The sequence below is a fragment of the Pseudomonas sp. 9.3L genome (assembly GCF_058536285.1).
Genome location: NZ_JBZUBK010000001.1, coordinates 3,794,281 through 3,817,379 on the forward strand (window position 1 = coordinate 3,794,281; position 23,099 = coordinate 3,817,379).

The 23,099-nt window shown below is 61.1% G+C and carries 23 protein-coding genes; 10 read left to right on the forward strand and 13 right to left on the reverse strand.

Features of this window, described 5'->3' with window-relative positions:
* The first annotated feature begins 109 nt into the window (after positions 1–109).
* From AC4LE2_RS17545 to AC4LE2_RS17560, 4 genes are all read left to right on the forward strand, one after another.
* Entirely contained in the window at positions 110–1,405 is a 1,296-nt protein-coding gene (locus tag AC4LE2_RS17545; protein WP_491826974.1) for an NCS2 family permease, read from the forward strand.
* Entirely contained in the window at positions 1,402–2,484 is a 1,083-nt protein-coding gene (gene trmA, locus AC4LE2_RS17550) for a tRNA (uridine(54)-C5)-methyltransferase TrmA (RefSeq protein WP_491826976.1), read from the forward strand. The genes AC4LE2_RS17545 and trmA overlap by 4 nt, the downstream gene beginning before the upstream one ends.
* 147 nt (positions 2,485–2,631) lie before the next feature.
* The gene (locus AC4LE2_RS17555; protein WP_491826978.1) at positions 2,632–4,275 is read left to right on the forward strand and encodes a phosphoethanolamine transferase; all 1,644 of its coding nucleotides are present in this window, start codon (positions 2,632–2,634) and stop codon (positions 4,273–4,275) included.
* A 70-nt stretch (positions 4,276–4,345) separates the two neighbouring features.
* A complete protein-coding gene (locus AC4LE2_RS17560) occupies positions 4,346–5,206 on the forward strand; it encodes a shikimate dehydrogenase (protein WP_491826980.1) in 861 nt (286 codons plus the stop codon).
* 24 nt (positions 5,207–5,230) lie between these two features.
* On the opposite strand, the gene AC4LE2_RS17565 is transcribed toward AC4LE2_RS17560, so the two are convergent.
* Positions 5,231–6,130, reverse strand: coding sequence for a DMT family transporter (locus AC4LE2_RS17565; protein ID WP_491826982.1), 900 nt, complete (start codon positions 6,128–6,130; stop codon positions 5,231–5,233).
* Between the two features lie 229 nt (positions 6,131–6,359).
* Between AC4LE2_RS17565 and ypfJ the strand changes: the two genes are divergently transcribed.
* On the forward strand, positions 6,360–7,241 hold the full coding sequence (gene ypfJ / locus AC4LE2_RS17570) for a KPN_02809 family neutral zinc metallopeptidase (RefSeq protein ID WP_491826984.1): 882 nt from the start codon (positions 6,360–6,362) through the stop codon (positions 7,239–7,241).
* A gap of 225 nt (positions 7,242–7,466) precedes the next feature.
* Entirely contained in the window at positions 7,467–8,489 is a 1,023-nt protein-coding gene (locus tag AC4LE2_RS17575; RefSeq protein ID WP_491826985.1) for a hypothetical protein, read from the forward strand.
* A 172-nt stretch (positions 8,490–8,661) separates the two neighbouring features.
* Here the strand turns inward: AC4LE2_RS17575 and AC4LE2_RS17580 are convergent, their stop codons facing one another.
* Positions 8,662–9,270 (reverse strand): HAD family hydrolase, encoded by a 609-nt coding sequence (locus AC4LE2_RS17580; protein ID WP_491826987.1) that lies wholly within the window; start codon positions 9,268–9,270, stop codon positions 8,662–8,664.
* Positions 9,267–10,136, reverse strand: a complete 870-nt coding sequence (tesB, locus tag AC4LE2_RS17585) for an acyl-CoA thioesterase II (RefSeq protein ID WP_491826989.1) — start codon at positions 10,134–10,136, stop codon at positions 9,267–9,269. Before tesB ends, AC4LE2_RS17580 begins: the two co-directional genes overlap by 4 nt.
* 162 nt (positions 10,137–10,298) lie before the next feature.
* Between tesB and AC4LE2_RS17590 the strand changes: the two genes are divergently transcribed.
* Positions 10,299–11,231 (forward strand): histone deacetylase family protein, encoded by a 933-nt coding sequence (locus AC4LE2_RS17590; RefSeq protein ID WP_491826991.1) that lies wholly within the window; start codon positions 10,299–10,301, stop codon positions 11,229–11,231.
* Positions 11,232–11,400: 169 nt separating this feature from the next.
* Entirely contained in the window at positions 11,401–12,642 is a 1,242-nt protein-coding gene (locus AC4LE2_RS17595; RefSeq protein ID WP_491826993.1) for a TIGR03862 family flavoprotein, read from the forward strand.
* Between the two features lie 187 nt (positions 12,643–12,829).
* Here the strand turns inward: AC4LE2_RS17595 and rhlE1 are convergent, their stop codons facing one another.
* From rhlE1 to AC4LE2_RS17615, 4 genes are all read right to left on the reverse strand, one after another.
* The gene (gene rhlE1 / locus AC4LE2_RS17600) at positions 12,830–14,161 is read right to left on the reverse strand and encodes an RNA helicase RhlE1 (protein ID WP_491826995.1); all 1,332 of its coding nucleotides are present in this window, start codon (positions 14,159–14,161) and stop codon (positions 12,830–12,832) included.
* A gap of 64 nt (positions 14,162–14,225) precedes the next feature.
* On the reverse strand, positions 14,226–15,104 hold the full coding sequence (gene yedA, locus AC4LE2_RS17605) for a drug/metabolite exporter YedA (protein ID WP_491826997.1): 879 nt from the start codon (positions 15,102–15,104) through the stop codon (positions 14,226–14,228).
* 77 nt (positions 15,105–15,181) lie between these two features.
* On the reverse strand, positions 15,182–15,694 hold the full coding sequence (locus tag AC4LE2_RS17610) for a LabA-like NYN domain-containing protein (protein ID WP_491826999.1): 513 nt from the start codon (positions 15,692–15,694) through the stop codon (positions 15,182–15,184).
* Entirely contained in the window at positions 15,681–16,421 is a 741-nt protein-coding gene (locus tag AC4LE2_RS17615) for a DUF2076 domain-containing protein (protein ID WP_491827001.1), read from the reverse strand. Before AC4LE2_RS17615 ends, AC4LE2_RS17610 begins: the two co-directional genes overlap by 14 nt.
* Before the next feature lie 128 nt (positions 16,422–16,549).
* On the opposite strand from AC4LE2_RS17615, the gene AC4LE2_RS17620 reads away from it, so the two are divergent.
* Together AC4LE2_RS17620 and AC4LE2_RS17625 are read left to right on the forward strand one after the other, a co-directional pair.
* On the forward strand, positions 16,550–17,275 hold the full coding sequence (locus AC4LE2_RS17620; RefSeq protein WP_491827003.1) for a hypothetical protein: 726 nt from the start codon (positions 16,550–16,552) through the stop codon (positions 17,273–17,275).
* Positions 17,276–17,337: 62 nt separating this feature from the next.
* Positions 17,338–18,420: an endonuclease/exonuclease/phosphatase family protein gene (locus tag AC4LE2_RS17625; RefSeq protein WP_491827005.1), complete on the forward strand. Its 1,083-nt coding sequence runs from the start codon at positions 17,338–17,340 to the stop codon at positions 18,418–18,420.
* Between the two features lie 48 nt (positions 18,421–18,468).
* On the opposite strand, the gene AC4LE2_RS17630 is transcribed toward AC4LE2_RS17625, so the two are convergent.
* The 6 genes from AC4LE2_RS17630 to AC4LE2_RS17655 all read right to left on the reverse strand — a co-directional run bounded on the left by AC4LE2_RS17630 (position 18,469) and on the right by AC4LE2_RS17655 (position 23,097).
* The gene (locus AC4LE2_RS17630) at positions 18,469–19,683 is read right to left on the reverse strand and encodes a type II toxin-antitoxin system HipA family toxin (RefSeq protein WP_491827007.1); all 1,215 of its coding nucleotides are present in this window, start codon (positions 19,681–19,683) and stop codon (positions 18,469–18,471) included.
* Complete coding sequence (locus tag AC4LE2_RS17635; protein ID WP_491827009.1) at positions 19,683–20,036, reverse strand: helix-turn-helix domain-containing protein; 354 nt, start codon at positions 20,034–20,036, stop codon at positions 19,683–19,685. The genes AC4LE2_RS17630 and AC4LE2_RS17635 overlap by 1 nt, the downstream gene beginning before the upstream one ends.
* A gap of 89 nt (positions 20,037–20,125) precedes the next feature.
* Positions 20,126–20,887: an SDR family oxidoreductase gene (locus AC4LE2_RS17640; protein ID WP_491827010.1), complete on the reverse strand. Its 762-nt coding sequence runs from the start codon at positions 20,885–20,887 to the stop codon at positions 20,126–20,128.
* A 10-nt stretch (positions 20,888–20,897) separates the two neighbouring features.
* The gene (locus AC4LE2_RS17645) at positions 20,898–21,530 is read right to left on the reverse strand and encodes an RraA family protein (protein WP_491827011.1); all 633 of its coding nucleotides are present in this window, start codon (positions 21,528–21,530) and stop codon (positions 20,898–20,900) included.
* A complete protein-coding gene (locus AC4LE2_RS17650; RefSeq protein WP_491827012.1) occupies positions 21,527–22,309 on the reverse strand; it encodes an IucA/IucC family C-terminal-domain containing protein in 783 nt (260 codons plus the stop codon). The genes AC4LE2_RS17645 and AC4LE2_RS17650 overlap by 4 nt, the downstream gene beginning before the upstream one ends.
* Positions 22,306–23,097 (reverse strand): ABC transporter ATP-binding protein, encoded by a 792-nt coding sequence (locus AC4LE2_RS17655; protein ID WP_491827013.1) that lies wholly within the window; start codon positions 23,095–23,097, stop codon positions 22,306–22,308. The genes AC4LE2_RS17650 and AC4LE2_RS17655 overlap by 4 nt, the downstream gene beginning before the upstream one ends.
* Between the last annotated feature and the right edge of the window lie 2 nt (positions 23,098–23,099).

Sequence of the window (23,099 nt, forward strand, 5' to 3'; positions counted from 1 at the left end):
ACCCGCGAGGTTGGCGCTGGTATGATGCGCGGCTTTTTTGGGCCTGGTTGTAAAGCTGTGCTTTGCTACTAGGTCATCATTCGGCGCTAATGCGCTTCGGAGAGCGGGCATGCTGGAAAGGCTATTTCAGTTAAAGGCACACAACACCAACGTGCGCACGGAAGTCCTGGCAGGCATCACGACCTTCCTGGCCATGGCCTATATCCTGTTCGTGAACCCCAGCATCCTAGGCAGTACCGGCATGGACAAGGGCGCGGTCTTCGTGGCCACCTGCCTTGCCGCCGCGATCGGCTCGGCTGTGATGGGGCTGATCGCCAACTACCCTATCGCCCTGGCACCTGGCATGGGGTTGAACGCCTTCTTCACATACACCGTGGTGCTGCACATGGGCCACACCTGGCAGGTGGCCTTGGGCGCGGTGTTTATCTCGGCGGTGTGTTTCTTCCTGCTGTCGATCTTCAGGATCCGTGAGTGGATCGTGAACAGCATTCCCCTGCCCCTGCGCAGCGCTATTGCTGCTGGCATCGGTTTGTTCCTGGCGCTGATTGCCTTGACAACCGCTGGCATCGTTGTACCCAACCAGGCCACGCTGGTGGGTTTGGGCGACTTGAAGGCACCCGGCGCGGTATTGGCGGTATTAGGCTTTGTGCTGATCGTCGCCTTGGAGGCGCGCAAGGTAAAAGGCGCGGTGCTGATCGGTATTCTCTCGGTGACAGCCGTCTCGATCCTGTTCAAGTTCAGCCCGTTCATCGGGCTACTGTCCATGCCACCTTCGCTGGCCCCCACCTTCTTGCAACTGGACCTGGCTGGCGCCCTGGACATCGGCCTGGTAAGCGTTATTTTCGCGTTCCTGTTCGTCGACCTGTTCGATAACTCTGGCACGCTTATCGGCGTAGCCAAGCGCGCCGGGCTTATGGGCAAGGATGGCCACATGCCGAAGATGGGCCGTGCCCTGATCGCTGACAGCACCGCGGCCATGGCCGGCTCGCTGCTCGGCACCTCTACCACGACCAGCTACATTGAGTCCGCCGCTGGCGTGAGCGCGGGCGGGCGTACCGGCCTGACCGCCATCGTGGTGGCCGTGCTGTTCTTGCTGGCGCTGTTCTTCTCTCCCCTGGCCGCCAGCGTACCGGCCTATGCCACCGCGCCAGCGCTGCTGTTCGTGGCGGTGCTAATGGCCTCGGGCCTGGCAGAGATCAACTGGGACGACATCACCGAGGCCGCGCCGGTGGTGGTCACCGCCCTGGCCATGCCCCTCACGTACTCGATCGCCAACGGCATTGCCTTGGGCTTTATCGCCTGGACCGCTATCAAACTGGTATCGGGCAGGGTGCGCGACCTCAACCCGGCGCTGGTCATTCTGTCGGTACTGTTCGTGGTCAAACTGGGATGGTTCAACGCATGACCATGACACACCCTGAGCACTACACCGCACAGCTCAACGCCAAGGTTGCCCGGTTACAGACACTGCTGGCGCCGTTCGATGCACCGGCTGCCGAGGTATTCCAGTCGCCCGTAGAGCATTACCGGTTGAGGGCAGAATTTCGCTTGTGGCGTGAAGGCGGTGAGCGCCACTACGCAATGTTCAGCCCGGGCGATAAATACACGCCCATTCTGATCGAGCAGTTCCCCGTGGCCAGCGAGCGGATCAATGCGCTCATGCCACGCCTGAAAGCGGCCTGGCAGGCCAGCGACGTGCTGAGCCACAAACTGTTTCAGGTGGAGTTCCTGACTACCTTGGCCGGTGACGCGCTGATTACCCTGTGTTACCACCGCCCGCTGGACAGCGCGTGGGAAGCGCAGGCCCAAGCGTTGGCTGCGGAGCTAGGCGTAAGCCTGATTGGCCGCTCTCGTGGGCAACGGCTAGTGATAGGTCGGGATTACGTGAGTGAAACCTTCGCTGTGGCTGGCCGCAGCTTCCACTACCGCCAACCCGAAGGCGCCTTCACCCAGCCCAATGGCACGGTGTGCCAGCACATGCTCAATTGGGCGGTAGATGCCCTGGGTGAGCGCGAAAACGACCTGCTGGAGCTGTACTGCGGCAACGGCAATTTCACCCTGCCCCTGGCCACGCGCGTGCGCCAGGTACTGGCTACCGAGATCAGCAAAACCAGCGTGGCCGCCGCGCTGCATAACCTGGCCGACAACAACGTTGGCAACGTCACGCTGGTGCGGTTGTCGGCCGAAGAACTCACCCAGGCTCTTAACGGGGTGCGTGAATTCCGCCGCTTGCAGGGCGTCGACCTGCCAGGCTACCGCTTTGGCACAGTGTTCGTGGACCCGCCCCGTGCGGGCATGGACCCTGATACCTGCGAACTCACCCGGCGGTTCGATACGATTCTCTATATCTCCTGCAACCCGGACACCCTGGCGGCCAACTTGGCGCAACTGAGCAACAGTCACCGCATTGCCCGCTGTGCCCTGTTCGATCAGTTCCCGTACACCCACCATATGGAAACAGGGGTGCTGTTGGTCCGTCGCTGAACCACTGCTGAACGCCCCGACGCCCAAGGACAGGCCCCTTGGGCGTTCACGCTTTTTTCACCCCGCCCTCACCGCTCACTTACGAATACGCTCCTACGCTCTGGGCCGATCCCGCTTGCGGGCCAACGACCGACCAGTTGAATACTCATGAGCGCTTTGCGCCCCCTGCCTCCTCTTACGTCCTCACGCCTGGTCATGCTGTTCGCCCTGTGCTTAGTGGCGGTGTACAACGTGGCCACCTGGCGCGCCCTGGCCGCCTTGATCGAACTCAAAGGCCCCGCCCAGTGGCTGTTCTATGCCTCGTTCGCTGTCTTTTTATGGGCGGCCTTTACGTTGCTGCTGATCGGACTTTCGTTCCGGCCGCTGCTGAAGCCGGTGCTCAGTGCTGTGACCCTGATCGCCGCCGGCGCCGCTTACTTCATGAACAGTTACGGTATTTCCATCGACACCGTGATGGTGCAGAACGTACTGGAAACCAACCCAGGTGAAGCAGCTTCCCTGCTTAGCCCAACACTGGCCCTCTATGCCCTCCTGCTGGGGGTGCTCCCTGTTGCGTTGATCTGGCGGTGGCCGGTCAGGTATGCGCCGCCCCTGCGAGGGCTGGTACATAAAGTAGGCGTAGCGGCCCTGGCGGCATTGCTTCTACTGGCGACGGTGGCGGCGTTCTACTCCACCTACGGGCCGTTGTTCCGCCAGCAAGACAAGCTCACCCATTTCATCAACCCCACCAACGTTATCTATGCAGCCGTGAAGCTGGGCAAGGAGCGCCTAGGGGTAAGGGAGGTGGCTCAGGTGAAGGCCATAGGCACCGACGCTCATCATGAGGCGGGCGTGCGCAAGCGGCTGATGATCTTTGTAGTAGGGGAAACCGCGCGCGCAGACCATTTTTCCCTCAACGGTTACGCCCGCGACACCAACCCGGAGCTTAGCCAGCTGGACGTTTTGAACTACACCCAGGTGCACGCCTGCGGCACCTCCACCGCCGTGTCGGTGCCCTGCATGTTTTCCATGTTCGGGCGCAAGGCGTACAGCGACGCGAAAGGCAAAACCACCGAAAGCCTGCTCGATGTGCTCCAACAGGCTGGGGTACAGGTGCTGTGGCTGGAGAACAACAGTGACTGCAAAGGTACCTGCCTGCGCAGCCCGCACCGCGACATCCCTAAAACCCAGCAGGGCCCGTTTTGTGACGGTCATCGGTGCCTGGATGAAGCGCTACTCCAAGGCTTGCAGACCGACATCGACGCACTGAAGGGCGATGCGGTGATTTTCCTGCACTCCGATGGCAGTCATGGCCCTGAGTATTACGACCGCTACCCCCCTGCCATGGAGCGCTTCACCCCGGTGTGCCATACCAACCAGCTGGGCAGTTGCAGCAGTGAGGCGCTGACCAATGTATATGACAACACCTTGGTGTACACAGACCATTTCCTGGCCCAGGTGATTGGCCTGCTCCAGGCTAACGCGCAGCGCTTCGACACGGCGATGTGGTACGTCTCCGACCATGGGGAATCGCTGGGTGAAAACGGCGTGTACCTTCACGCCGCCCCCTATGCCATTGCACCAGAGGCACAAAAGCATGTGCCTATGGTGCTGTGGTTCGGGCCCCATACCTTGGCAGACGGCCGTATTTCCAGAGGCTGCCTGGCGGCCAAGCGGGACCAAGCCAACCTGAGCCACGACGTGGTCTTTCATTCCGTGCTGGGGCTATTCGGTGTACAGACCGCCGTGTATACGCCAACGCTTGACGTGTTCAGCGACTGCCACGATGCAACCGCAGCCGTGGCGCAGTAACCGGGTAGCCGCCTGATACACTGGCGGCCCCTTTACACCGCAACGCCCTACACCCGCTAGGAGCCCCCGCATGACAGCCCCCACCGCTAGCAGCATTCTCGTTGGCCTGATCGGTTCAGGCATTGCGCTGTCCCGAACCCCGGCGATGCATGAGCAGGAGGGCCGCGCCCAAGGCGTGAACTATGTGTACCGGTTGATTGACCTGGATGTGCTAGCGCTCGACAACAGCGCGTTGGACACACTGCTTACTGCGGCTCAGCAGCTGGGCTTTACCGGCCTCAACATCACCTACCCCAGCAAACAGGCCGTGATCCCGTTGCTCGATGGGTTATCGCCAGAGGCTCAGAGTATCGGCGCCGTAAACACCGTGGTGCTGCGCGAGGGTAAGCGCATGGGTCATAACACCGACTGCCTGGGGTTTGCCGAAGGCTTGCGCCGTGCCATGGCCGGTGCAGGCCGGGAGCGGGTAGTACAAATGGGTGCAGGCGGTGCGGGCGCGGCGGTCGCTCACGCCCTGTTGCTTGAGGGCATGAAGCACTTGACGGTCTTCGACGTTAACCCCCACAGCGCCCAGACACTGGTGGCTAACCTCAATGCACACTTTCCAGGCAGGCCTGCACAAGTAGGTGTGTCGCTGGCCGACGCATTGGCGCAGGCAGAGGGGGTGGTCAACACCACCCCTGTGGGTATGGCCAAGCTGCCCGGTACCCCTGTGCCCAAGGGCCTTTTGCACGCAGGGCTATGGGTTGCGGAGATCGTGTACTTCCCGCTGGAAACCGAACTGCTGCGCGATGCCCGGGCACTGGGCTGCCGCACCCTGGACGGCAGCGCCATGGCTGTGTTCCAGGCGGTGAAGGCATTCGAACTGTTTACCGGAATTACCCCAAACACCGAGCGCATGAGCGCGCACTTTCACAGCATGGGCCGCTAGCCAACGCGCTTGGGGGGCCACCGCTTACGTCGAGGGGCTGACTTTGGCGCGGCGCTGTAACCAGGCCGCTGCCACGCCACTGGAGCAGATCACCAGGATCCCCAGCACCGTAGTGGACGTAGGCGTGTGGTTGAAGATCAGCCAGCCATAAAAGCCTGCGAAGACGATCTGGCAGTACCCCAAGGGCGCCAGCAACGCCGGTGGTGCATGCCGAAACGCCTGAGTCAGCAGCAGGTGAGCGGTCATGCCACACCCGCCCAGGGCCAGCATGAACAGGCCGTCCAGCCAAGTGGGCCAGTGCCAAAAGAACGGCACCACGGCGCTCATCAGCAGGGTGTTAAAGACCCCTGCGAAAAAGTTGCTGGTAGTGGGGCTGTCGACTTCCGCCACCTTGCGGGTCAGCAACTGGTAAAAGCAGAAAAACAACGCGGACGCGAACGGGAACAGGATCGCGGGCGTGAATAGCTCACCACCGGGGTGGACAATCGTCAGTACGCCACAAAAGCCCACCAGTACGGCCGCCCATTGCCCACCGGTTACCCGCTCCCGTAGCAGGGGCACAGACAAGGCCGTCACCATCAGCGGTGCAAGAAAGTTGACCGCCGTGGCTTCGGCCAAGGGGATGTACTGCAGGCCCGACACAAACATCAAGCTGGTGCCCAACAGGCACAAGGCTCTCATTACCTGAAGCAGCGGCCGCTTGGTACGCAAGATACGCAGGCCCGACTGCGGTAAAAAGATACCCATCATCAACAGGGTATGGACGAAGTAACGCACCCAGATCACCAGCATCACCGGGTAGATCCCGGAGAGGTACTTGGACAGCACGTCGTGGCTGGCGAACAACAGCGTCGCGATCATAATCAACAGCATGCCTTTGAGCGGCTGGCTGGTTCCGGTCAGCGACAGAGGGTCTTTGCTCATCGGTAAAAGCGTTCCAGTACGCGTTAAATCCGTTTAGGTGCTTGAAAGGTTACAGCGCTGAGCGTAGCGCAGGTGTACCGCCGGCCGGTACTCCAATTGCGACCCACGCGTGCGTGAACGAATACGCCCATTGAAATTAAGTGCGAGATTGTTGTCGAAGGGTCCGAGCTTGAACCTACGCGGCGCTTACATAGCCAAGAGGTTATGAACACAATGAGGAGAACCCAGGATGCTGTGGAAAAAAGGCCGACGTAGTGACAACGTAGTAGACGCACGTGGCGATGGCACCGGTAGTGGCGGCGGCGGTGGCTTCAGGATGGGCGGCAAGGGCCTGAGCCTGGGGGCCGTGGTGCTGATCGTAGGCTTCGGCCTGCTCACGGGCCAAGACCCTATGCAGATTTTGGGGCAGCTTACCGGCCAGAGCAGCGCACCGGCGCCTACCCAGCAGCGCAGCACCCCTGCCACCGATGACCAGACCGAATTCGTGCGTTCCATCCTGGGCGATACCGAAGACACCTGGAAGGCCATCTTCAAAGAGTCCGGCCGTCAATACGAAGAGCCACCGCTGGTGCTGTTCGCCGGTCAGGTGAATTCGGCGTGCGGCTTGGCCTCGTCGGCCGTGGGCCCGTTCTATTGCCCGGCCGACCATAAGGTGTACCTGGACACTGCGTTCTTTAACGAGATGAGCCAGAAGTTCGGCGCCGCCGGTGACTTTGCCCAGGCCTATGTGATCGCTCACGAGGTGGGCCACCATGTGCAGAACCTGCTGGGGATTTCTCACCAGGTCGACGCTGCACGCCAGAAAGGCCAACCCATGGAAGGCGCAAACGGTTTGTCTGTTCGCCTGGAACTGCAAGCGGACTGCTTTGCCGGCGTATGGGCCAACCACGCTCAGCAGCGCCTGAACTGGCTGGAGCCGGGTGACGTAGAAGAAGCCCTGAACGCGGCCAACGCTATTGGCGATGACCGCTTGCAGCAGCAAGGCCGTGGCCATGTCGTGCCGGATTCCTTCACTCACGGCACCTCGGCGCAGCGCGTGCGCTGGTTCAAGACCGGCTTCGAGAACGGTCAACTGGAGCGCTGCGATACGTTCGCGGATAAAGGTTTGTAAGTCCTCCGTTAGAGGCGCGGCCCTGCGATGCGCGCAGGGCCTTTCCGTTCACACCATCCCCAACAACACCCCACAATCCTGCGCGTTTACATCGGTAAGCGCGGCCCAGAGGTTGCCTGGGGTATTGACCAGCACTGCGGTTTTCCAAAGCAACGAAGAAAAAGGGAACCGAAGCGGCTTGCAGACCACTTATAGCAATCCAGATTTTTCCTTTGTTGGTGAATTATGAAAATCCATTCTACGACCAATCCTCATGTTATAGGACATCCCCTACCAGCGCAGGCCGCCACTACCAAGTCAGGTGGAGTTTCACCTAAAGACTTGAAAAATCTTATAACGTCGCGCTCAAAAGATTATTTGATGCATATGCTCAATCATGGCACATCACAGCAAAAGCAATTGGCTAGCAGTACCCTTAATGCCTTGAATAATGAAACATTTATCCCAAATCCGGCTACCCAGTTACCTGTTCAGCAATTTGGTATGGCTTCGAAGCTGGAGGGGCAAGATGGGGTATTAATGGCAAACTTCAGGGCTCACGGCAACAGCCTGGAATTAGCTGCCATAGGTTTTCTAAAAGCGCGAGATTTGAACCGTGAAACTGGCCCGGTGGTAATCCTTGCGCTTGAGAATGCTAAGGACCTAAAGGAAGTAAATAGCAGCGCAAAAACAAGTTCGTCAAAATCTGAAGTGGGAGCCCCGGTAGCCGAAGGTAAGGTAGCTAATTTTACTTCTATCCGTCCCGCCCCCGCCCCTATCCAGCCGACGGCAGCCAAGATTGCCAAAGCGCAGGACCAAGGAATTAGTAAGGTTTCCGCTGGGCTGCGTGCCCATATAGAGCTTCGCGAAGCAACAACTGCCAAGGTCATCGGTAAGAACTCACCCCAAGCACAAAAAGTATCACTTATCACCCTTGAAAAACGAATACCTAAAGGCTTGGAGTATGAGTTCCCAAAAGAATCTTTTTATCGTTTTCATGAAGAACATCTAGGAACGTTTAAAGCGCCTAATAGGAAGAGAGATGGAAAAGGCCCTGACCGTCACGCTGGTGGTGTTATGGGGCAAAATCTTATTAATAGGCTTAATAATGAGCTTAATAAAAAAATATCTGAAAACACCGCAACCGAGCCGGTGACGCCTAATCTTTCAGCAAGATCGGAAGCTTACAATAAGCTAAATGGAGATACCAAAACCAATGCGGCGGCTTCTAATATCGAAATAAAACGGACCTCTGCGAAAAATCAATAAACCCCCCTCAGGGCTCCAATATTAAATCGGTAGAATCTTTAGAACTAGCGATTGAAAAACTTTTGGCAAGCCCCCGCTGAAGTAGAGAAGAAGCGACCTGTAGTCGGCTAAGAAAACTCCGAGCAAGATGCTTTCCTCAGCCGATATGGCGGAGATGATATGGATTACGCTCTCATAAACGGTTGTAGCTCAAGCCAATCATCCCCAACAACACCCCACAATCCTGCGCGTTTACATCGGTAAGCGCGGCCCAGGGGTTGCCTGGGGTATTGACCAGCACGGTGCGGGCACCGGCGGCGCGGCCGCAGGCCAGGTCGTGGTGGTGGTCTCCCACCATCGCCATGGCCTGTGGCGCTACGCCCCACTGGCTGGCCAGCTTGAGCAAACCTTCAGGGTCGGGCTTGAACGCGGCCTCGTCACGGCCTAGCACGCTGTGCGCAGGGAAGCAGTCTTCGATCCCGATAGCAGCCAGGGTAATGAAGGCCAGCTCGCGGGCGTTACGCGTAAGGATGCCCAACTGATAGCCGCGCCCCACCAGCTCACGGATCAATTGCACCGCGCCCGTCGCAGGCCGCGAGGCCAGGGCCAGTTCGCGCTCGTGCTCGAGTAACCAGGCATGCCGGGCAGCGGCCTCAGCTGCGGGCAATGAGGCCAAGTGGCCGAGGATGTCGCTCTCCGGCGGGATGTCGAGGGCCGCGCGGATGGCGGCGAAATCGTGGGCCGCCACCGTCAGGGTGCCGTCCATGTCGAATACCCAATGGCGAATGTCGGTCAGCATCACGCCCAGTCCTTGCGATGGCGAATCAGCCCTTCCTGCGCGGAAGAGGCGACCAATTGCCCTGCGCGGTTGTACACGCTGCCACGGCAAAACCCACGGGAGTTGCCAGCCCACGGACTGTCGAGGGCATACAGCAGCCAGTCATCGGCGATGAGGTTACCGTGAAACCAGACCGCATGGTCGAGGCTGGCGATCTGCATGTCCGGGTGCCAGACACTTTTACCGTGTGGCAGTAAGGCAGTGGTCAGCAGGTTGAAGTCCGAGGCATAGGCCATCACGTACTTGTGCAGCGCTGGGGTATCGGCCAGGGCGCCGTCGGCCCGGAACCACACATACTTCACCGGATCGCCAGGGGTGGGGTTGTAGGGGTCGCGCTCGGTCACCGGGCGCATTTCAATGGGCTTGGCGCACAGCAGTTTTTCCCGCAGTTGGGCCGGCATCATGTCCCCCACCTGACGTATCAGGTCAAGCTCGGTGGGCAGGTTGTCAGGGCCTACCACCTGTGGCATCTGGCTCTGGTGCGAAAACCCCTCTTCGTCATGCTGAAACGACGCCGACGCGGTAAAAATCGTTTTACCCTTCTGCACTGCCGTCACCCGGCGCGTGGAGAAACTGCCGCCATCGCGAACCCGATCCACCATGTACACCACCGGCTGGCTGGCGTCGCCGGGGCGCAAGAAATAACCATGCAACGAGTGAACATGCCGATCATCTTCCACGGTCTGGCTGGCTGCCGACAGCGACTGCCCCAGCACCTGCCCACCAAACAGCTGGCGAAACCCCAAGTCCTGGCTGCGACCACGGAACAGGTTTTCTTCGATGGGCTCCAGGCTGAGCAGATCTACCAGATCGTCCAAGACATGGCTCATTCGTATTACCTCGCCTTACAAATACCAGAAGTGGCCATCATACCTTGATGCTCCGCCAGCGGCCTGTCCTGGCGCAGCGATACACCGGGTTGATGGCACCCCATCACCGTTTTGGTTTCTACTGCAACGTGTGCCTTTTCCACTCCCTGCAAGCGGGCCCCCATGCGCTTACCTCTGGTGTATCACGACGACTACAGCCCACCCTTCCCGCTGGACCATCGGTTCCCGATGGAAAAATTCCGCCTGTTGCACGATCACCTGGCTGCCATAGGCGTGGCGACGCCTGAAAACCTACACCGCCCGTCGCTGTGCCCGGCCGAGGTGCTTGCCCTCGCCCACGCGCCGGATTACATCGCGCGCTACATGGCCGGCGAGCTGGCGCGCGAAGACCAACGACGGCTGGGCCTGCCTTGGAGCGAAGCGCTGGCCCGGCGTACCGTGCGGGCGGTGGGTGGGTCGTTGCTCACGGCCGAATTAGCCTTGAATCACGGCATGGCCTGCCACTTGGCCGGTGGCACTCACCATGCTCATTACGACTACCCGGCAGGCTTTTGCATTTTCAACGACCTGGCGGTGGTCAGCCGCTACTTGCTGGAGGCTGGCCGGGTGCAACGGGTATTGATCTTCGACTGCGACGTTCACCAGGGTGATGGCACTGCGCGGATATTGGCCGACACTCCCGACGCCATCACGGTGTCGCTGCATTGCGAGAAAAACTTCCCGGTGCGCAAGGCCGACAGCGACTGGGACATTCCGCTACCGCTGGGCATGGGCGATGAGGATTACCTGCGGACGGTAGATGACGCCCTGAACTACCTGCTACCGCTGTATCAGCCAGACTTGGTGCTCTACGACGCAGGCGTGGATGTGCATAAAGACGATGCCTTGGGCTACCTTTCCTTGACGGATGCAGGGGTTACCGCCCGTGACGACCGCGTGCTGCGTCACTGCCTGAGGCGGGATATCCCGGTAATGGCGGTGATTGGCGGTGGGTACAGCAAGGACCGCAACGCCCTGGCCAGGCGCCATGGTTTGCTGCACCAGGCCGCCGAGCAGGTCTGGGCATCTACGATATGGCGCCTGCCCGAGGCATAACCGTCGCGTTACCCACAATGGCTGTGGAACCGCCTGTGGATAACCTGCGGGAAACGCCTCATCGCCCTGTAATCACACGCCTGCGCTAGATGTGGTTATTTTTTGTACAGAACATGGGCAGCCGTGGAGCGCTCCGGTACACTACGGCCCCTTTTTCAAACCCGGCGATGTGTCCATGACGGTCTCCCCTTGCTCTTCAGGCGTAGCGATCATTGGCGGCGGCCCCGCAGGCTTGATGGCGGCTGAAGTCTTGAGCCAGGCAGGTGTGGCCGTGACGCTGTACGAGCGTATGCCGTCGGTGGGGCGCAAGTTTTTGCTGGCTGGGGTTGGGGGCATGAACATTACCCACGCCGAGCCCGCGTCAGCCTTTATCGGCCGCTATGCCGAGCGTGCTGACTGGGTACGCCACTGGCTTGGGGCGTTCGATGCTACTGCCCTCCGGGCCTGGATTCACGGCTTAGGCATCGAGACCTTCGTTGGCACGTCAGGCCGCGTCTTCCCCGCTGACATGAAGGCAGCCCCGCTGTTGCGCGCCTGGCTCAAGCGGCTGCGCGACAGCGGTGTGGTTATCCACACCCGACACCGCTGGAAGGGCTGGGCGCCAGAGGGCGGCCTGTGGATAGAACAACATGACGGCACTACCCTTGCGCTTCACCCGGCCGCCACTGTGTTGGCCTTGGGGGGTGCCAGTTGGGCGCGCTTGGGGTCGGACGGTGCCTGGCTGCCTTGGCTAGCCGAGCGCGGCGCAGGTATCGCGCCGCTGCAGCCGGCCAACTGCGGCTTTGACGTGAGCGCCTGGAGCCCCTTTATCCGGGAACGCTTCGCGGGGGCCCCACTCAAGAACATTGCGCTAAACCTCGCGGGCAGTACGCCCCGCCTGGGTGAGTGCGTGGTAACCGCCACTGGGGTGGAAGGCAGCCTGGTGTATGCGCTAAGCGCGGGTATTCGCGAAACCATCAACCGTGAGGGTCACTGCTCTGTAGCCCTGGACCTGCTGCCCGCCCGCAGCCTTGCTCAGGTTGAGGCCGCCTTGAATAAACCACGCGGCGCGCGCTCCATGGCGCGTCACCTTCAAGGCCAATTACGGCTGGAGGGCGTGAAGGCGGCCCTGCTGCATGAATTGGCGGGCGCGGAGGCCTTTCTGCACATGGGGCACCTGGCCAAGGTGATCAAGGCTTTACCCTTGACCCTGGTTCGCCCTCGCCCGCTGGACGAGGCCATCAGCACCGCTGGCGGTGTGCGCCAGGATGCCCTGGACCCGGCGCTGATGCTCAAGGCCCTGCCAGGGGTATTTTGCGCCGGAGAAATGCTGGACTGGGAAGCCCCCACCGGCGGGTACCTGCTCACCGCCTGCTTTGCCAGCGGGCGGCAGGCGGCGCAGGGGGTGTTGCAGTACCTGGCCCGCCAGTAACCCCAGAGCGTTAGGCTCTGTACGAAAAGGTTTGGAACGAAGGTCAGGCCGGGCCTCGCAGGCAAGGCAAAAACCGGCGGGGAAGCGGACCGGGCTGGCGATCCAGTTTACTGGTCGTAAATGAGCATTCCGAGCCGGTTTTAACGCAGCATCACCGAGTGCCAATACTTTACGTACAGAGCCTAGGTCAGGGCTTGCGCTTACGTGGCCCGGTATTGAACGCAGGCACTTTGCGCACCGGCTTGACCGTGGGCTCCGCTACTGGCGCGTCCCGGCTTTCGGTCCACCGCCCCAGGGCAGCCTTGCCCCCCGTGGCCTTGGCCTTTTTAGGCTTCTTCGGCTTTTTCAGTACCTGCCCACCTGCGGTGGTTTCCGGCACGCGGTGATCGGGCTCGAAATCGGCCTCTTCCACCCGCTTCAGGGTTTGACGGGTGAGCGCCTCGATGGCGGCCAGTTGTTCCACTTCGTCGGCGCACACCAGTGAGAGCGCTTCGCCCGTGGCGCCGGCCCGGCCAGTACGGCCGATGCGGTGCACGTAGTCCTCGGGCACGATGGGCAAATCCAGGTTGACCACCAGGGGCAGGTCCTGGATGTCCAGGCCGCGTGCCGCGACGTCCGTGGCCACCAGCACGCGCAGCTCGCCGGCCTTGAAGCTGTCCAGCGCACGCTGACGCGTCGCTTGTGGCCGCTCTCCGTGGATGCCGTCGGCCGCGATACTCAGCCCTTGCAAGCGCTCGACCAATTGGTCAACGCCATTGCGGGTGCGGGCAAACACCAGCACCTGCTTCCACCGGTTCTGGCGCAGCAGGTGGCAGAACAGCTCTGCCTTGCGTTTTTTGTCGACCGGCACCACCCATTGGCGCACGGAGGTTGCGGCCTGGTTGCGCGGGCTGACGTCGAGGGTGAGCGGCTCGTTCAGCATCTGCCCGGCCAGCAGGCGGATGGGGTCGGAGAAGGTGGCCGAGAACAACAGGGTTTGCCGCCGCGCGGGCAACGCGGCATACAGCGCGCGTAGCTCGTCCACAAAGCCTAAGTCCAACATGCGGTCGGCTTCGTCGAGCACAAGGGTTTCGACCTGGTTGAACTTGACCGCATTCTGGCGGTGCAGGTCCAGCAATCGGCCAGGGGTGGCTACCAGCACATCCACGCCTTTGCGCAGCGCCATCATTTGCGGGTTGATGCTCACACCGCCATACACCGCGTAGGTGCGCAGCGGCAGCCCTTCAGCGTACGCCTTGATGTTCACGTGCACCTGCTCGGCCAGTTCCCGGGTAGGCACCAGTATCAGCGCCCGCACACTGTTAGGTGCCACCTGGCTACCTTGCAGCGTTAGGCGCTGCAACAGCGGCAAGGCAAAGCCTGCGGTTTTACCCGTGCCGGTTTGCGCGGCGGCCATCAGGTCACGGCCTGCGAGCACCACAGGTATCGCCTGTTGCTGAATAGGCGTAGGCGTGTCGTAGCCCAGGCGTTGCAACTGGCCCAGTAGCGGCTCGATCAAACCCAGTGAAGCAAACGTCATCGGATGTACCTGGTAATAACTGGCAAGGCGCGCAGTTTACCCCGGATCTGACAGCGTACGAAGGCTAGCGACGCCGCCACTGCGGCAGGCCGATCAACACCACCGCGCCAATGATGATCACCATCGCCATCACCTCCCAGCCGCCAATGTGTTCACCGGCAAAGGCGATCCCCAGCAGCACTGCCACTACCGGGTTGATGTAGGCGTAACTGGTGGCCGCCGCCGGGCGCACGTGCTTGAGCAGGTACATGTAGGCGTTGAAGGCGAGGATGGAGCCGAACAGGATCAAGTAGCCCAGAGACAACCAGCCGGTCATGCTTGGCCAGGCGGTGATGCGTTCGCCGCTGATCAACCCGGTTGCCAGCAAGGCGGCACCGGCAATCAGCATCTCCACGGCGCTGGCCATGCCGCCGGGGGGCAGTGGCAGGTAGCGGCTCCAGACTGAGCCAAACGCCCAGGCCGCCGAGGCGAACAAGAGCAACGCGGCCCCGCCTGGGCTGCCCTGAAGGTTAGCGCCCAGGTTAAGCAGGCAGATACCTGCAAAGCCCAGCAACATGCCGCCCCACTCCAGAGCCGAGTTACGCTGCCCCCAGAACAGCCCAAACAGCAGGGTAAACAGCGGCATGGTCGCCACCGCCAGGGCGGCTACGCCGGAGGCGACGCCTGAATGCTCGGCAAGCGTTACCCCGCCATTGCCGCACCCCAGCAGCAGCAGGCCAATCCAGCCACCGGCGCGCCATTGGGGGGCGGTGGGCCGAGGCGCCCCTCTCAGGCGCAAGACGCCGTAGAGAATGGCCCCTGCTACCAGAAACCGGATACCCGCCATGGTCAGGGGTGGCCAGGATTCGACCCCGATACGAATGAAGAGGTAAGTGGACCCCCACACCAGATACAGCGCCAGAAAGGCGCCTGCTAGCAACAAGGGCACGGGGCGGGAAGGCATGGACGGGCGCTCGGCATCGACGGAGGGGGATCCATTGTACGAGTGCCGCGCTTAACGTCCAGGCTTTAGTACGCCAATCAATGGCGTAGCAATAATTCACCTTCGATAGGCACGTACTGGGTGGCCGCCCTGATCAGCGAGCCCGCCGTGAGGCCAGGCGTGCCATACACCGTTGTGTGAACACCATGGCGCTGGTTGATGCGCTGTAGCAACAGGTCGAAATCACCGTCCCCGGACGCCAGCACTACTTCATCGACCTGGTCAGCGGCTTCCAGTACATCAATGGTAATGCCCACATCCCAGTCGCCCTTGGCCGAGCCATCGCTGCGCTGGATGTAGGGTTTGAGCTTTACCTCGAACCCCAGTTGCCTGAGGATGCGCTGGAACTGCTGCTGCTTAGGGTCGCCGCGGTCAATCGCATACGCGAAGGCCAGCTCGATGTTGCCGCGCGCGGCCAGTTGGCCCCACAACGCGGCATAGTTGAAGTGACACCCGTAAGCGTGGCGCACGGTGTAGTAGAGGTTTTGCACATCGGCAAACAGCGCGATGCGGTGCTTACCGCCCGCATTGGCGAGGTCAGACGTACTCATCGTCATCCGAGAAGAACCCTCCGCTATCACCGCTGTAATCGGTGTCGGAGAAGCCGCCCTGGTCGTTGCCGAGGTCGTTATCGCTCACCAACTGCTGGTTGTCGTTGCCCCAATCGCCCTGTTCGGACGCGTGATCCGCAGCCGGCGCGGGCTCATCACGGATGATTTCGACGATTTCCTGGGAAGGGTTGTCATGGTGGAACAGCCCACTCAGGCCCTCGGCCAGCATCATGCCTCCCGCTACGCCAGCAGCGGTCTGCAACGCGCCGCGCATAAAGCCGCCACCGGCTGCAGGCTGGGGCTGACCGTAACCGGGTTGGTAGCCAGGCTGCCCGCCCCCTTGGTATTGAGGCGGAGGCGGTGGTGCATAACCGCGAGCAGGCTCGCGCCAACCCCCCGTAGACGGCGCGGGCGCGGCTGGCGCTTGATCGCGAGCACCGCCAAACAGGCCAGACAGGAAGCCACCGCTTTGCGCAGGGGCCTTGCTCGCGCCCGCACGCGCCTGTTCAAGTTCACCCTTAAGCTGGCGGTTCATCTGGTCCAGGCGTTTGACTGCAGCTTCCTGCACCAGGATAGCCTGAGCCATGTAGTACGCCGCGGCCGGCTGGGCGGTCACGTGTTCGCGGATGCGCTGTTCGGCTTGAACATCGCGTGGGCCACCGTCCGCTTCGGCTTGCTTGAGCCGAGAAAACAGTCCGTCGATCAGGCCTTGTTCTTCGCTGTTCATGACGACCTCGTCAATTACCATTGGGTGTAGCCCCTGAGGGCTGTGTGCGAACCATTATGAGGCTCGCGTTTGTCGATTCAACCGGCCCGGGCCATGAAAGATTGTTAATCGCTTAACCGCCGTTTGCCATGCGTGGGCCATCCGGTACAGTGATAGGCCCGCTGGCCCAAGACATCGGCACGATGAACCCGCTCACTGTCCTTCAAGATTCACTCTATTTCTTCCGCACCCACCTGTTCTCCATCATTGGGCTGTGCTTGCCCTTGCTCGTGCTGCAGTCCCTTGCCGAACAACTGGTAGACACGCAGATTCACAGCGATGCCCGTGGAGCGTTCGACATCCTGGTGGGGCTGCTGTTCTACCCCATCTATACTGCAGCGCTGATCCTCTACATGGATTCGCGCAGTAGCGGCGAACACCCGCCGCTGCGGCTGCTATTGAGCATGGGCCTGAGGCTATGGCCACGCTTTGCGCTGCTGGCGGCTATCTGTTCGTTGGCAGTGCTGCTGGGGATGTCGTTGTTTGTGCTGCCAGGGCTCTGGCTCATGGCCCGGCTGGCGTTCGCGGAATATTTAATGGTGCTCAGGGGCCTTGGTCCGCTGGCGGCCATCCGACAAAGCCTGGAGCTGACAAAGGGGCCGTTCTGGCAAGTACTGGGCTGCGTACTGGCGGTGCTGGTGCCGCTGTGGGTGATCGACTTCGCTACCGCGAGCCTCTGGCCCGAGAACGACAGCCCCTTGCTGTTGCTCGCCTTGGACGGTTTCAATGGCCTGCTGCAACTGATGACTACGGTGGTACTGTTCCGCGTGTTCATGTTGGTAACCGACCCTACGTTGCGCGCCCCCCGTCCATAGCTTGGGGGAATGCATGCGCTCAGCTATGCTCACAGGCTCCGCGTTGCCGTTAGCCGAGCCTGATGATCCGACGACTGCGTATTGCCCTGCTGGCCCTGATACTCGCTGCTATTGCCTTGGCCGTGCTGGCCTGGCAGCTGTCGTGGCGGCCTTCGCCCCACGCGGCGGTGGCCCCTACCTGCCAAGGCAGCCCGCCTGCGTTGAGGCCTGGCCAAACCTTGAAAGTCATGACTTGGAACGTGCAGTTCCTGGCAGGCAAGCGCTACCTGTTCTGGTACGACGCCCCGGAGCGTGACGATAAAGACGCCCGCCCTACGCCGGAAGACATGGCGCACAGCCTGGATGAAGTGGTGCGGATTATCCGGGACGAGCAGCCCGACCTGGTGCTGCTGCAAGAATTGGATGACGGCGCGAAGGCCACGGGTTATCAGAACCAACTGGCACTGCTCCAAGAGCGCCTGGTAGACCTGTACCCCTGCAGCGTACAAGCCTTCGACTGGAAGGCTGCCTTCGTCCCTAGCCCGCAGGTGTTTGGCAGTGTGGGGCGCAAGCTGGCCACCCTCAGCCGGTACCAGATCGACCAGGCCGAGCGCTGGCAACTGCCGGGGGTGGCGCGCTGGCTTAGCCTGTTCCGGCCACAACGGGTATTGCTGGCTGCCTACTTGCCCGTACAGGGCGGTGAACACCTGGCCGTACTCAATACGCGGCTAGAGCCTTACCATTCGGGCAGCATGGCCCAGGCGCAGCAGCTTCAAGCCGTGGCCACGCGGGTAGACCGCCTTGAAAGCCAGGGTACGCCGTGGTTGCTCGGCGGGGATTTCAATCTGTTGCCTTTGGGCCAACTGCCTCGGCTGGAGCCCAGCCAGCAAGGCCGTTACTCGCCTGACGACGACCTGCACTTGCTGTGGGAACGCTACCCTATCATCCCGAGCAACGCCCAGGCGGGCGGCGCTGAGCGCGCCGACTGGTTCACTCACTTTCCCACCAGCGCCAATGGCCCCGACCGCACACTGGACTACTTGGTGCACAGCCCCAAGCTGCGCCAACTCGACGCCCGCGTGCGCCAAGAGGACACCCTGGGTATTTCCACCCACCTGCCGCTGACAGGACGGTTTTTGTTGCCTGCTAATAGGGGTGAGCGCTGATAAACAAGGTAGCAGTGCGAATGACGAGTAAGGATCGAGCGCTATACCTTAGCTGAGCATTCGCTGCGAACTTACCGCCTCTTGTGCCATATGAAGCGCGTCGCCTTTGAGGAACTGGCCGTAGTAGGTTTTCAATTCTTCTTCCCAACTCGCGACCTCTTCAAGCATGTGTTCCGCCCGGTCACGCGACAATCCAAAGTGCTCGTGATGGCTGAGCAGATTGGAACGGGTGATCCTCTTGCCTTCCCGCCCAACGGCCATGGCCAGCGTTTTGGCGGGGCCCTCGTCCAGTATCGGTAGCACGTCGTACATAGGTGATAAGCGCCATCTGCCATCGACCCAGAGAATCGCATGGTTCTTTGGATGATCGTCTGCGTTACCCACCAGCGCGTTGTAGCACATGCGCTTGAACAGCTCTTGAAGGTCTTCCTCGGAAACGCCCCGACGGCGCATCTCATCGGCGACCGCTGCATATTGCCAATCGTGATGGTGTGGGCCATTCCAATCTGCATCCAGCAATGTCAGTGCGCTCAGCATCGGGATACGCCGTGCGCCCTGGCCAATAGGCGTTCGGTCAAAGCGCTCAACCAACGGCGTGGAGGGGTCGTGTGCATGTAACGCGGTTCTGGCCACCGTCAACCCCTTCATAGAGGCGAAGGTCATGCAGGCGTACTCGACCGAGGGGAAGTCGTACTGGTCAAAGCGATCACGCGGCTTAGCCAAAATCAACATACCGTTATCTTGCAGCGTACGTTTTGGCCTGGCTCCGCCAAGGGAGGAACGCTGCTGGCGGATGTTGAGCAGGCTGGCCGACGCTTCATCAAGTTGACCGTCATAGACCGCCTCACAGGCCTCAATAAACTTCGGCAAGCCTTTCAGGGTAGGTACAGGGGTGTCACCCAAACCAAGCGGAGGCGCTACCGTAATACCTGCCATAAGATTGCCGACACGGTCGTTGTTAGGGGACTTGAGCAAGTAATCCAAAGGCGCCAGTTCTTGACCGTACGTGCGGTGCAGCACGCGCTCGCCCCAACCGTCCGGCATAGCGTCACTGATAAAACCTGGCACTCCACGGTTCTTGGTAATACCGGTATAGGCCTCGGCTCGTAATGGATAGTTGATGGGATCGGGCACCCAGCCTTCAGATGCGACGTAACCCGGAGCATAAATGAACTCACCAGACTTACCTTTGAGGGTCAGCCTGCCAAGCGTTACCACCTCCCTTGTCTCAGGATGCTCCATATAAATGTAGGCACGCGTCATCAAAAGGCTTCCGGTTTAGGCTTGGGCAAACGCACTCGTTTGGAGGCAAGGCTATCAATTGATGCGCCCTCGTCTGCATAGCGTGTGACCAGAGAAGACTGCTCAATGCCTTCGAGCGAAGAAAACACCGTGTCCGTGAGGCCCAGGCGCCACAGCACCAGCATGAAAGAGCGTAGGTCCACCGATTCCGAACCTGATTCGATTTTTCGAAGCGTATGGGCAGACACCCCTATGGCACTCCTCAGATCAGCCTGACGCATCCGCATTGCGAGGCGCCTGGCCTTCACCAGCAGGCCTATCCTGATCAGGGCATCGGCACAGATAACCGGGAAAAAGCTACTTGTAATACTCACGAAGGTTAACCTTAAACAATTTAAGGTCAACCATAGCACACCTTAAGTAGAGGACAAGCAGGCTAGAACTCGCCACCGCAGCACTTGACTCACTTACCTCCGGTCACATCCAGGAACGTGCCTGTGATGAACGAGGCGTGGGCACTGGCCAGCCACAAGATTGCCCGCGCCACTTCTTCAGGCTGGCCGCCACGGCCCATGGGAATTGACCCTTTGACCCGATCGACCCGGCCTGGCTCGCCACCGCTGGCGTGCATGTCCGTATAAATATGCCCTGGGCGAACGCAGTTGACCCGTATGCCTTGCTGCGCCACTTCCTTGGCCAACCCTGAGGTGAAGGTTTCAACCGCCCCCTTCGAGGCCGCGTAGTCGATGTACTCGTGGGGGCTGCCGAGCTTTGCCGAGGCGGACGAGAGGTTAATCACCGCGCCACCTTGGCCATTGTGCCGGTAGGCCATGCGCTTGACCGCTTGCTGGGCACACAGAATGGGGCCAATGGCGTTCACGGCGAATATCCGTTGCATGCGCTCAAAGCCCAGGCCTTCAAGCGAAGACTGCGGCGCCAGCATCGCGGCATTGTTGACCAGTACGTCAAGGCGCCCAAAGGCGCGGTCAACAGCCTCGAACAGATGAATCACCTGCTGCGGGTCGGCGCTGTCAGCACGTACGGCCAGGCCCTGGCGACCAACGGCCTCGACGCTTGCCACTACCGCCAGGGCAGCCGCTTCATCGTTGATGAAGCTAATCGCCACATCATAGCCCTCGATAGCGGCCAGCCGTGCGGTGGCTGCGCCTATACCCCGGCTTCCGCCGGTTATCAAAATCACGGGGGTAACAGACGCGTTTTGCATAGACATGCCCTCAAGTGGTTATGGCGTGAAGCCGCGCGTTCAGTTCGTCACGCCGGCGCAGGTCGGCGGCTTGCTTGCTTTGAAAGCTGGATAACTGAGCCCGTGCACGCTCTGGGCTCAGCACCTGCACCCCATCGTCGTCCGCCACCACCAAATCCCCCGGATTGACCGGTGTGCCGCGCACCGAAATGGGCACGTTCATTTGACCTTGCTGGCCGATGGGGCGTGTGGTGTAGGCGCTGACGCCATCATGAAAGATAGGCAATGCCAGCGCCCTTAGCGCTTGCACGTCGGTAATCGGGCCGTCGATGATCACGCCTGCCAAGCCTTTGACCAGTGCGGCCAACGTGCGCAGCTCTCCCCAACAGGCGCAATGGGCGTCGCCCTGGCAGGTGATGACCAGTACGTCACCCGGCTGGCTGGCGATTAGGGCCTCTCGCACAATGGCCCCATCCGGGGCGACTACCTCTACCGTAAACGCACGGCCCACCACCTTCACCGCCTGCCCTAGCGGCAACACGCCGGGGAGATGACCTTGCCGGCCGGCATGGCCGATGGTCGAGCTGCTGATGCCTCGGTAGGCCTCCACGAGGGCGTTATCGACGAGGGCATTGGCGGGCGTTGGGTGAAGGTGGGCAGTCATCGTGTACCTTTTGGGCGGATCAATGGGCAGGTGGAGCAATATTCCACGGGGGTACTGGCTTGGTAATAGAAGCAGCAGGTGCGGCGAAATCGCACGCAGCGGTCGGTGCCCGGCAGTGCAGTGGGCGGGCGACAGAAGTGCTGGAGCGGGTTGTAGTCCAGGCCAAACACCTCGCCTGGGGCTTCAGCCACCAGCCAGTGCCAGTCGGCCTCACAACGTGCACGCACCTCGGGCGCCTGTTCCTTGGCCAGGCGGCGCTCATACAGCGAATACACCCGTACTGCCGTGTTCTCCCAGAGGATGCGCCGCGGCAACCCGGTCACGCGGTACAGGGTGTGCCACAACGGCTGGATCAAGCCGGCGAACAGGTCGGTGACCACTGCGGCTCGCCAGGCATCGCGCTGGTGAGGCACAGGCTGGCTGGCGGCCAGGTCGTTCAGCGGCAGGCAGGACACCCAGGCACCCTCGCGGTGACCGTATTCGACCACCGTATTGCTCAATGTAAGTGCTAGGCCCCGGTCGTAAGCCGACATGGCATACAGGCAGGCCCCGGTCATCAAAAATGACAGGCGCTTGACCAGCAGTGACGCCGTGATGCGCCGGGTGGGGGAGCCAATCACAGGCCCCAAGGCATCAAGCAACGTGCTACAGGTGTCCTCGTCCAACAACGCACTGGCGGGCAGGCTGTGCAGCGAATCGCGCTCAGCGTAGCTGCGCAGCCTCAGCCCCTCGGTGAGCAGCGTCCATTGCGGTTCGGTAAAACCAACCTCCTGGCTCATCGGGGAATGTGCCGGCCAAACGGAATACACAGGGGTGTGTGGAAAAACGGGTCGGGGATAATGCGGCATTCCAGGTCGAATACCTGGCGCACCAGTGCTTCGGTGAGCATCTCTTGAGGCTTGCCCTGGGCACACACCGTACGGCCATGGACTGCCACCATGTGGTCGGCATACCGGCACGCCAGGTTCAGGTCATGCAGCACCATAATCACCGTTTTGCCTTCACGCCGGTTCAGCTCACGCAACAGGTCGAGTACCTCGATCTGGTGGGCCAGGTCCAGAAAGGTGGTGGGCTCGTCCAGCAACAGAATGTCGGTCTCCTGGGCCAAGGTCATGGCGATCCACGCACGCTGGCGCTGCCCACCGCTCAACTCATCCACTGGGCGCGCAGCCAGGCCTGACAGGTCGGTGCGTTGTAGCGCCCTGTTCACTACGGCCTCGTCGTCGGCCGACCACTGTTGCAACCAGTTTTGATACGGGTAGCGCCCCAGGCTCACCAGTTGCCGCACGCTAATGCCTTCGGGTGCCAAGGGCATTTGCGGAAGGATGGCCAGCTCCCGCGCTACGGCAGCGGTTGGCTTGCGCTGGATGTCCTGACCATTGAGCAACACGCAACCGGCCGCCGGGGCGATCAGGCGGGCGAAGGCCTTGAGCAGGGTGCTTTTACCGCAACCGTTGCTGCCAATCAGTACGCTGACCTCCCCGCGCGGCAGGCTCAGGTCAAGCCCTTCGATGATGGAGCGGCCTGGGTAAGCCAACGTCAGGTCGCGGCTTGCGATACAGGTCATGG

Excerpts from the sequence above, each read along its gene's own strand:
- AC4LE2_RS17545 (WP_491826974.1), top strand. The coding sequence starts at position 110 with ATGCTGGAAAGGCTATTTCAGTTAAAGGCACACAACACCAACGTGCGC.
- trmA (WP_491826976.1), top strand. The coding sequence starts at position 1,402 with ATGACCATGACACACCCTGAGCACTACACCGCACAGCTCAACGCCAAG.
- AC4LE2_RS17555 (WP_491826978.1), top strand. The coding sequence starts at position 2,632 with ATGAGCGCTTTGCGCCCCCTGCCTCCTCTTACGTCCTCACGCCTGGTC.
- AC4LE2_RS17560 (WP_491826980.1), top strand. The coding sequence starts at position 4,346 with ATGACAGCCCCCACCGCTAGCAGCATTCTCGTTGGCCTGATCGGTTCA.
- AC4LE2_RS17565 (WP_491826982.1), bottom strand. The coding sequence starts at position 6,130 with ATGAGCAAAGACCCTCTGTCGCTGACCGGAACCAGCCAGCCGCTCAAA.
- ypfJ (WP_491826984.1), top strand. The coding sequence starts at position 6,360 with ATGCTGTGGAAAAAAGGCCGACGTAGTGACAACGTAGTAGACGCACGT.
- AC4LE2_RS17575 (WP_491826985.1), top strand. The coding sequence starts at position 7,467 with ATGAAAATCCATTCTACGACCAATCCTCATGTTATAGGACATCCCCTA.
- tesB (WP_491826989.1), bottom strand. The coding sequence starts at position 10,136 with ATGAGCCATGTCTTGGACGATCTGGTAGATCTGCTCAGCCTGGAGCCC.
- AC4LE2_RS17590 (WP_491826991.1), top strand. The coding sequence starts at position 10,299 with ATGCGCTTACCTCTGGTGTATCACGACGACTACAGCCCACCCTTCCCG.
- rhlE1 (WP_491826995.1), bottom strand. The coding sequence starts at position 14,161 with ATGACGTTTGCTTCACTGGGTTTGATCGAGCCGCTACTGGGCCAGTTG.
- yedA (WP_491826997.1), bottom strand. The coding sequence starts at position 15,104 with ATGCCTTCCCGCCCCGTGCCCTTGTTGCTAGCAGGCGCCTTTCTGGCG.
- AC4LE2_RS17610 (WP_491826999.1), bottom strand. The coding sequence starts at position 15,694 with ATGAGTACGTCTGACCTCGCCAATGCGGGCGGTAAGCACCGCATCGCG.
- AC4LE2_RS17615 (WP_491827001.1), bottom strand. The coding sequence starts at position 16,421 with ATGAACAGCGAAGAACAAGGCCTGATCGACGGACTGTTTTCTCGGCTC.
- AC4LE2_RS17620 (WP_491827003.1), top strand. The coding sequence starts at position 16,550 with ATGCGTGGGCCATCCGGTACAGTGATAGGCCCGCTGGCCCAAGACATC.
- AC4LE2_RS17625 (WP_491827005.1), top strand. The coding sequence starts at position 17,338 with ATGATCCGACGACTGCGTATTGCCCTGCTGGCCCTGATACTCGCTGCT.
- AC4LE2_RS17630 (WP_491827007.1), bottom strand. The coding sequence starts at position 19,683 with ATGACGCGTGCCTACATTTATATGGAGCATCCTGAGACAAGGGAGGTG.
- AC4LE2_RS17640 (WP_491827010.1), bottom strand. The coding sequence starts at position 20,887 with ATGCAAAACGCGTCTGTTACCCCCGTGATTTTGATAACCGGCGGAAGC.
- AC4LE2_RS17645 (WP_491827011.1), bottom strand. The coding sequence starts at position 21,530 with ATGACTGCCCACCTTCACCCAACGCCCGCCAATGCCCTCGTCGATAAC.
- AC4LE2_RS17650 (WP_491827012.1), bottom strand. The coding sequence starts at position 22,309 with ATGAGCCAGGAGGTTGGTTTTACCGAACCGCAATGGACGCTGCTCACC.
- AC4LE2_RS17655 (WP_491827013.1), bottom strand. The coding sequence starts at position 23,097 with ATGACCTGTATCGCAAGCCGCGACCTGACGTTGGCTTACCCAGGCCGC.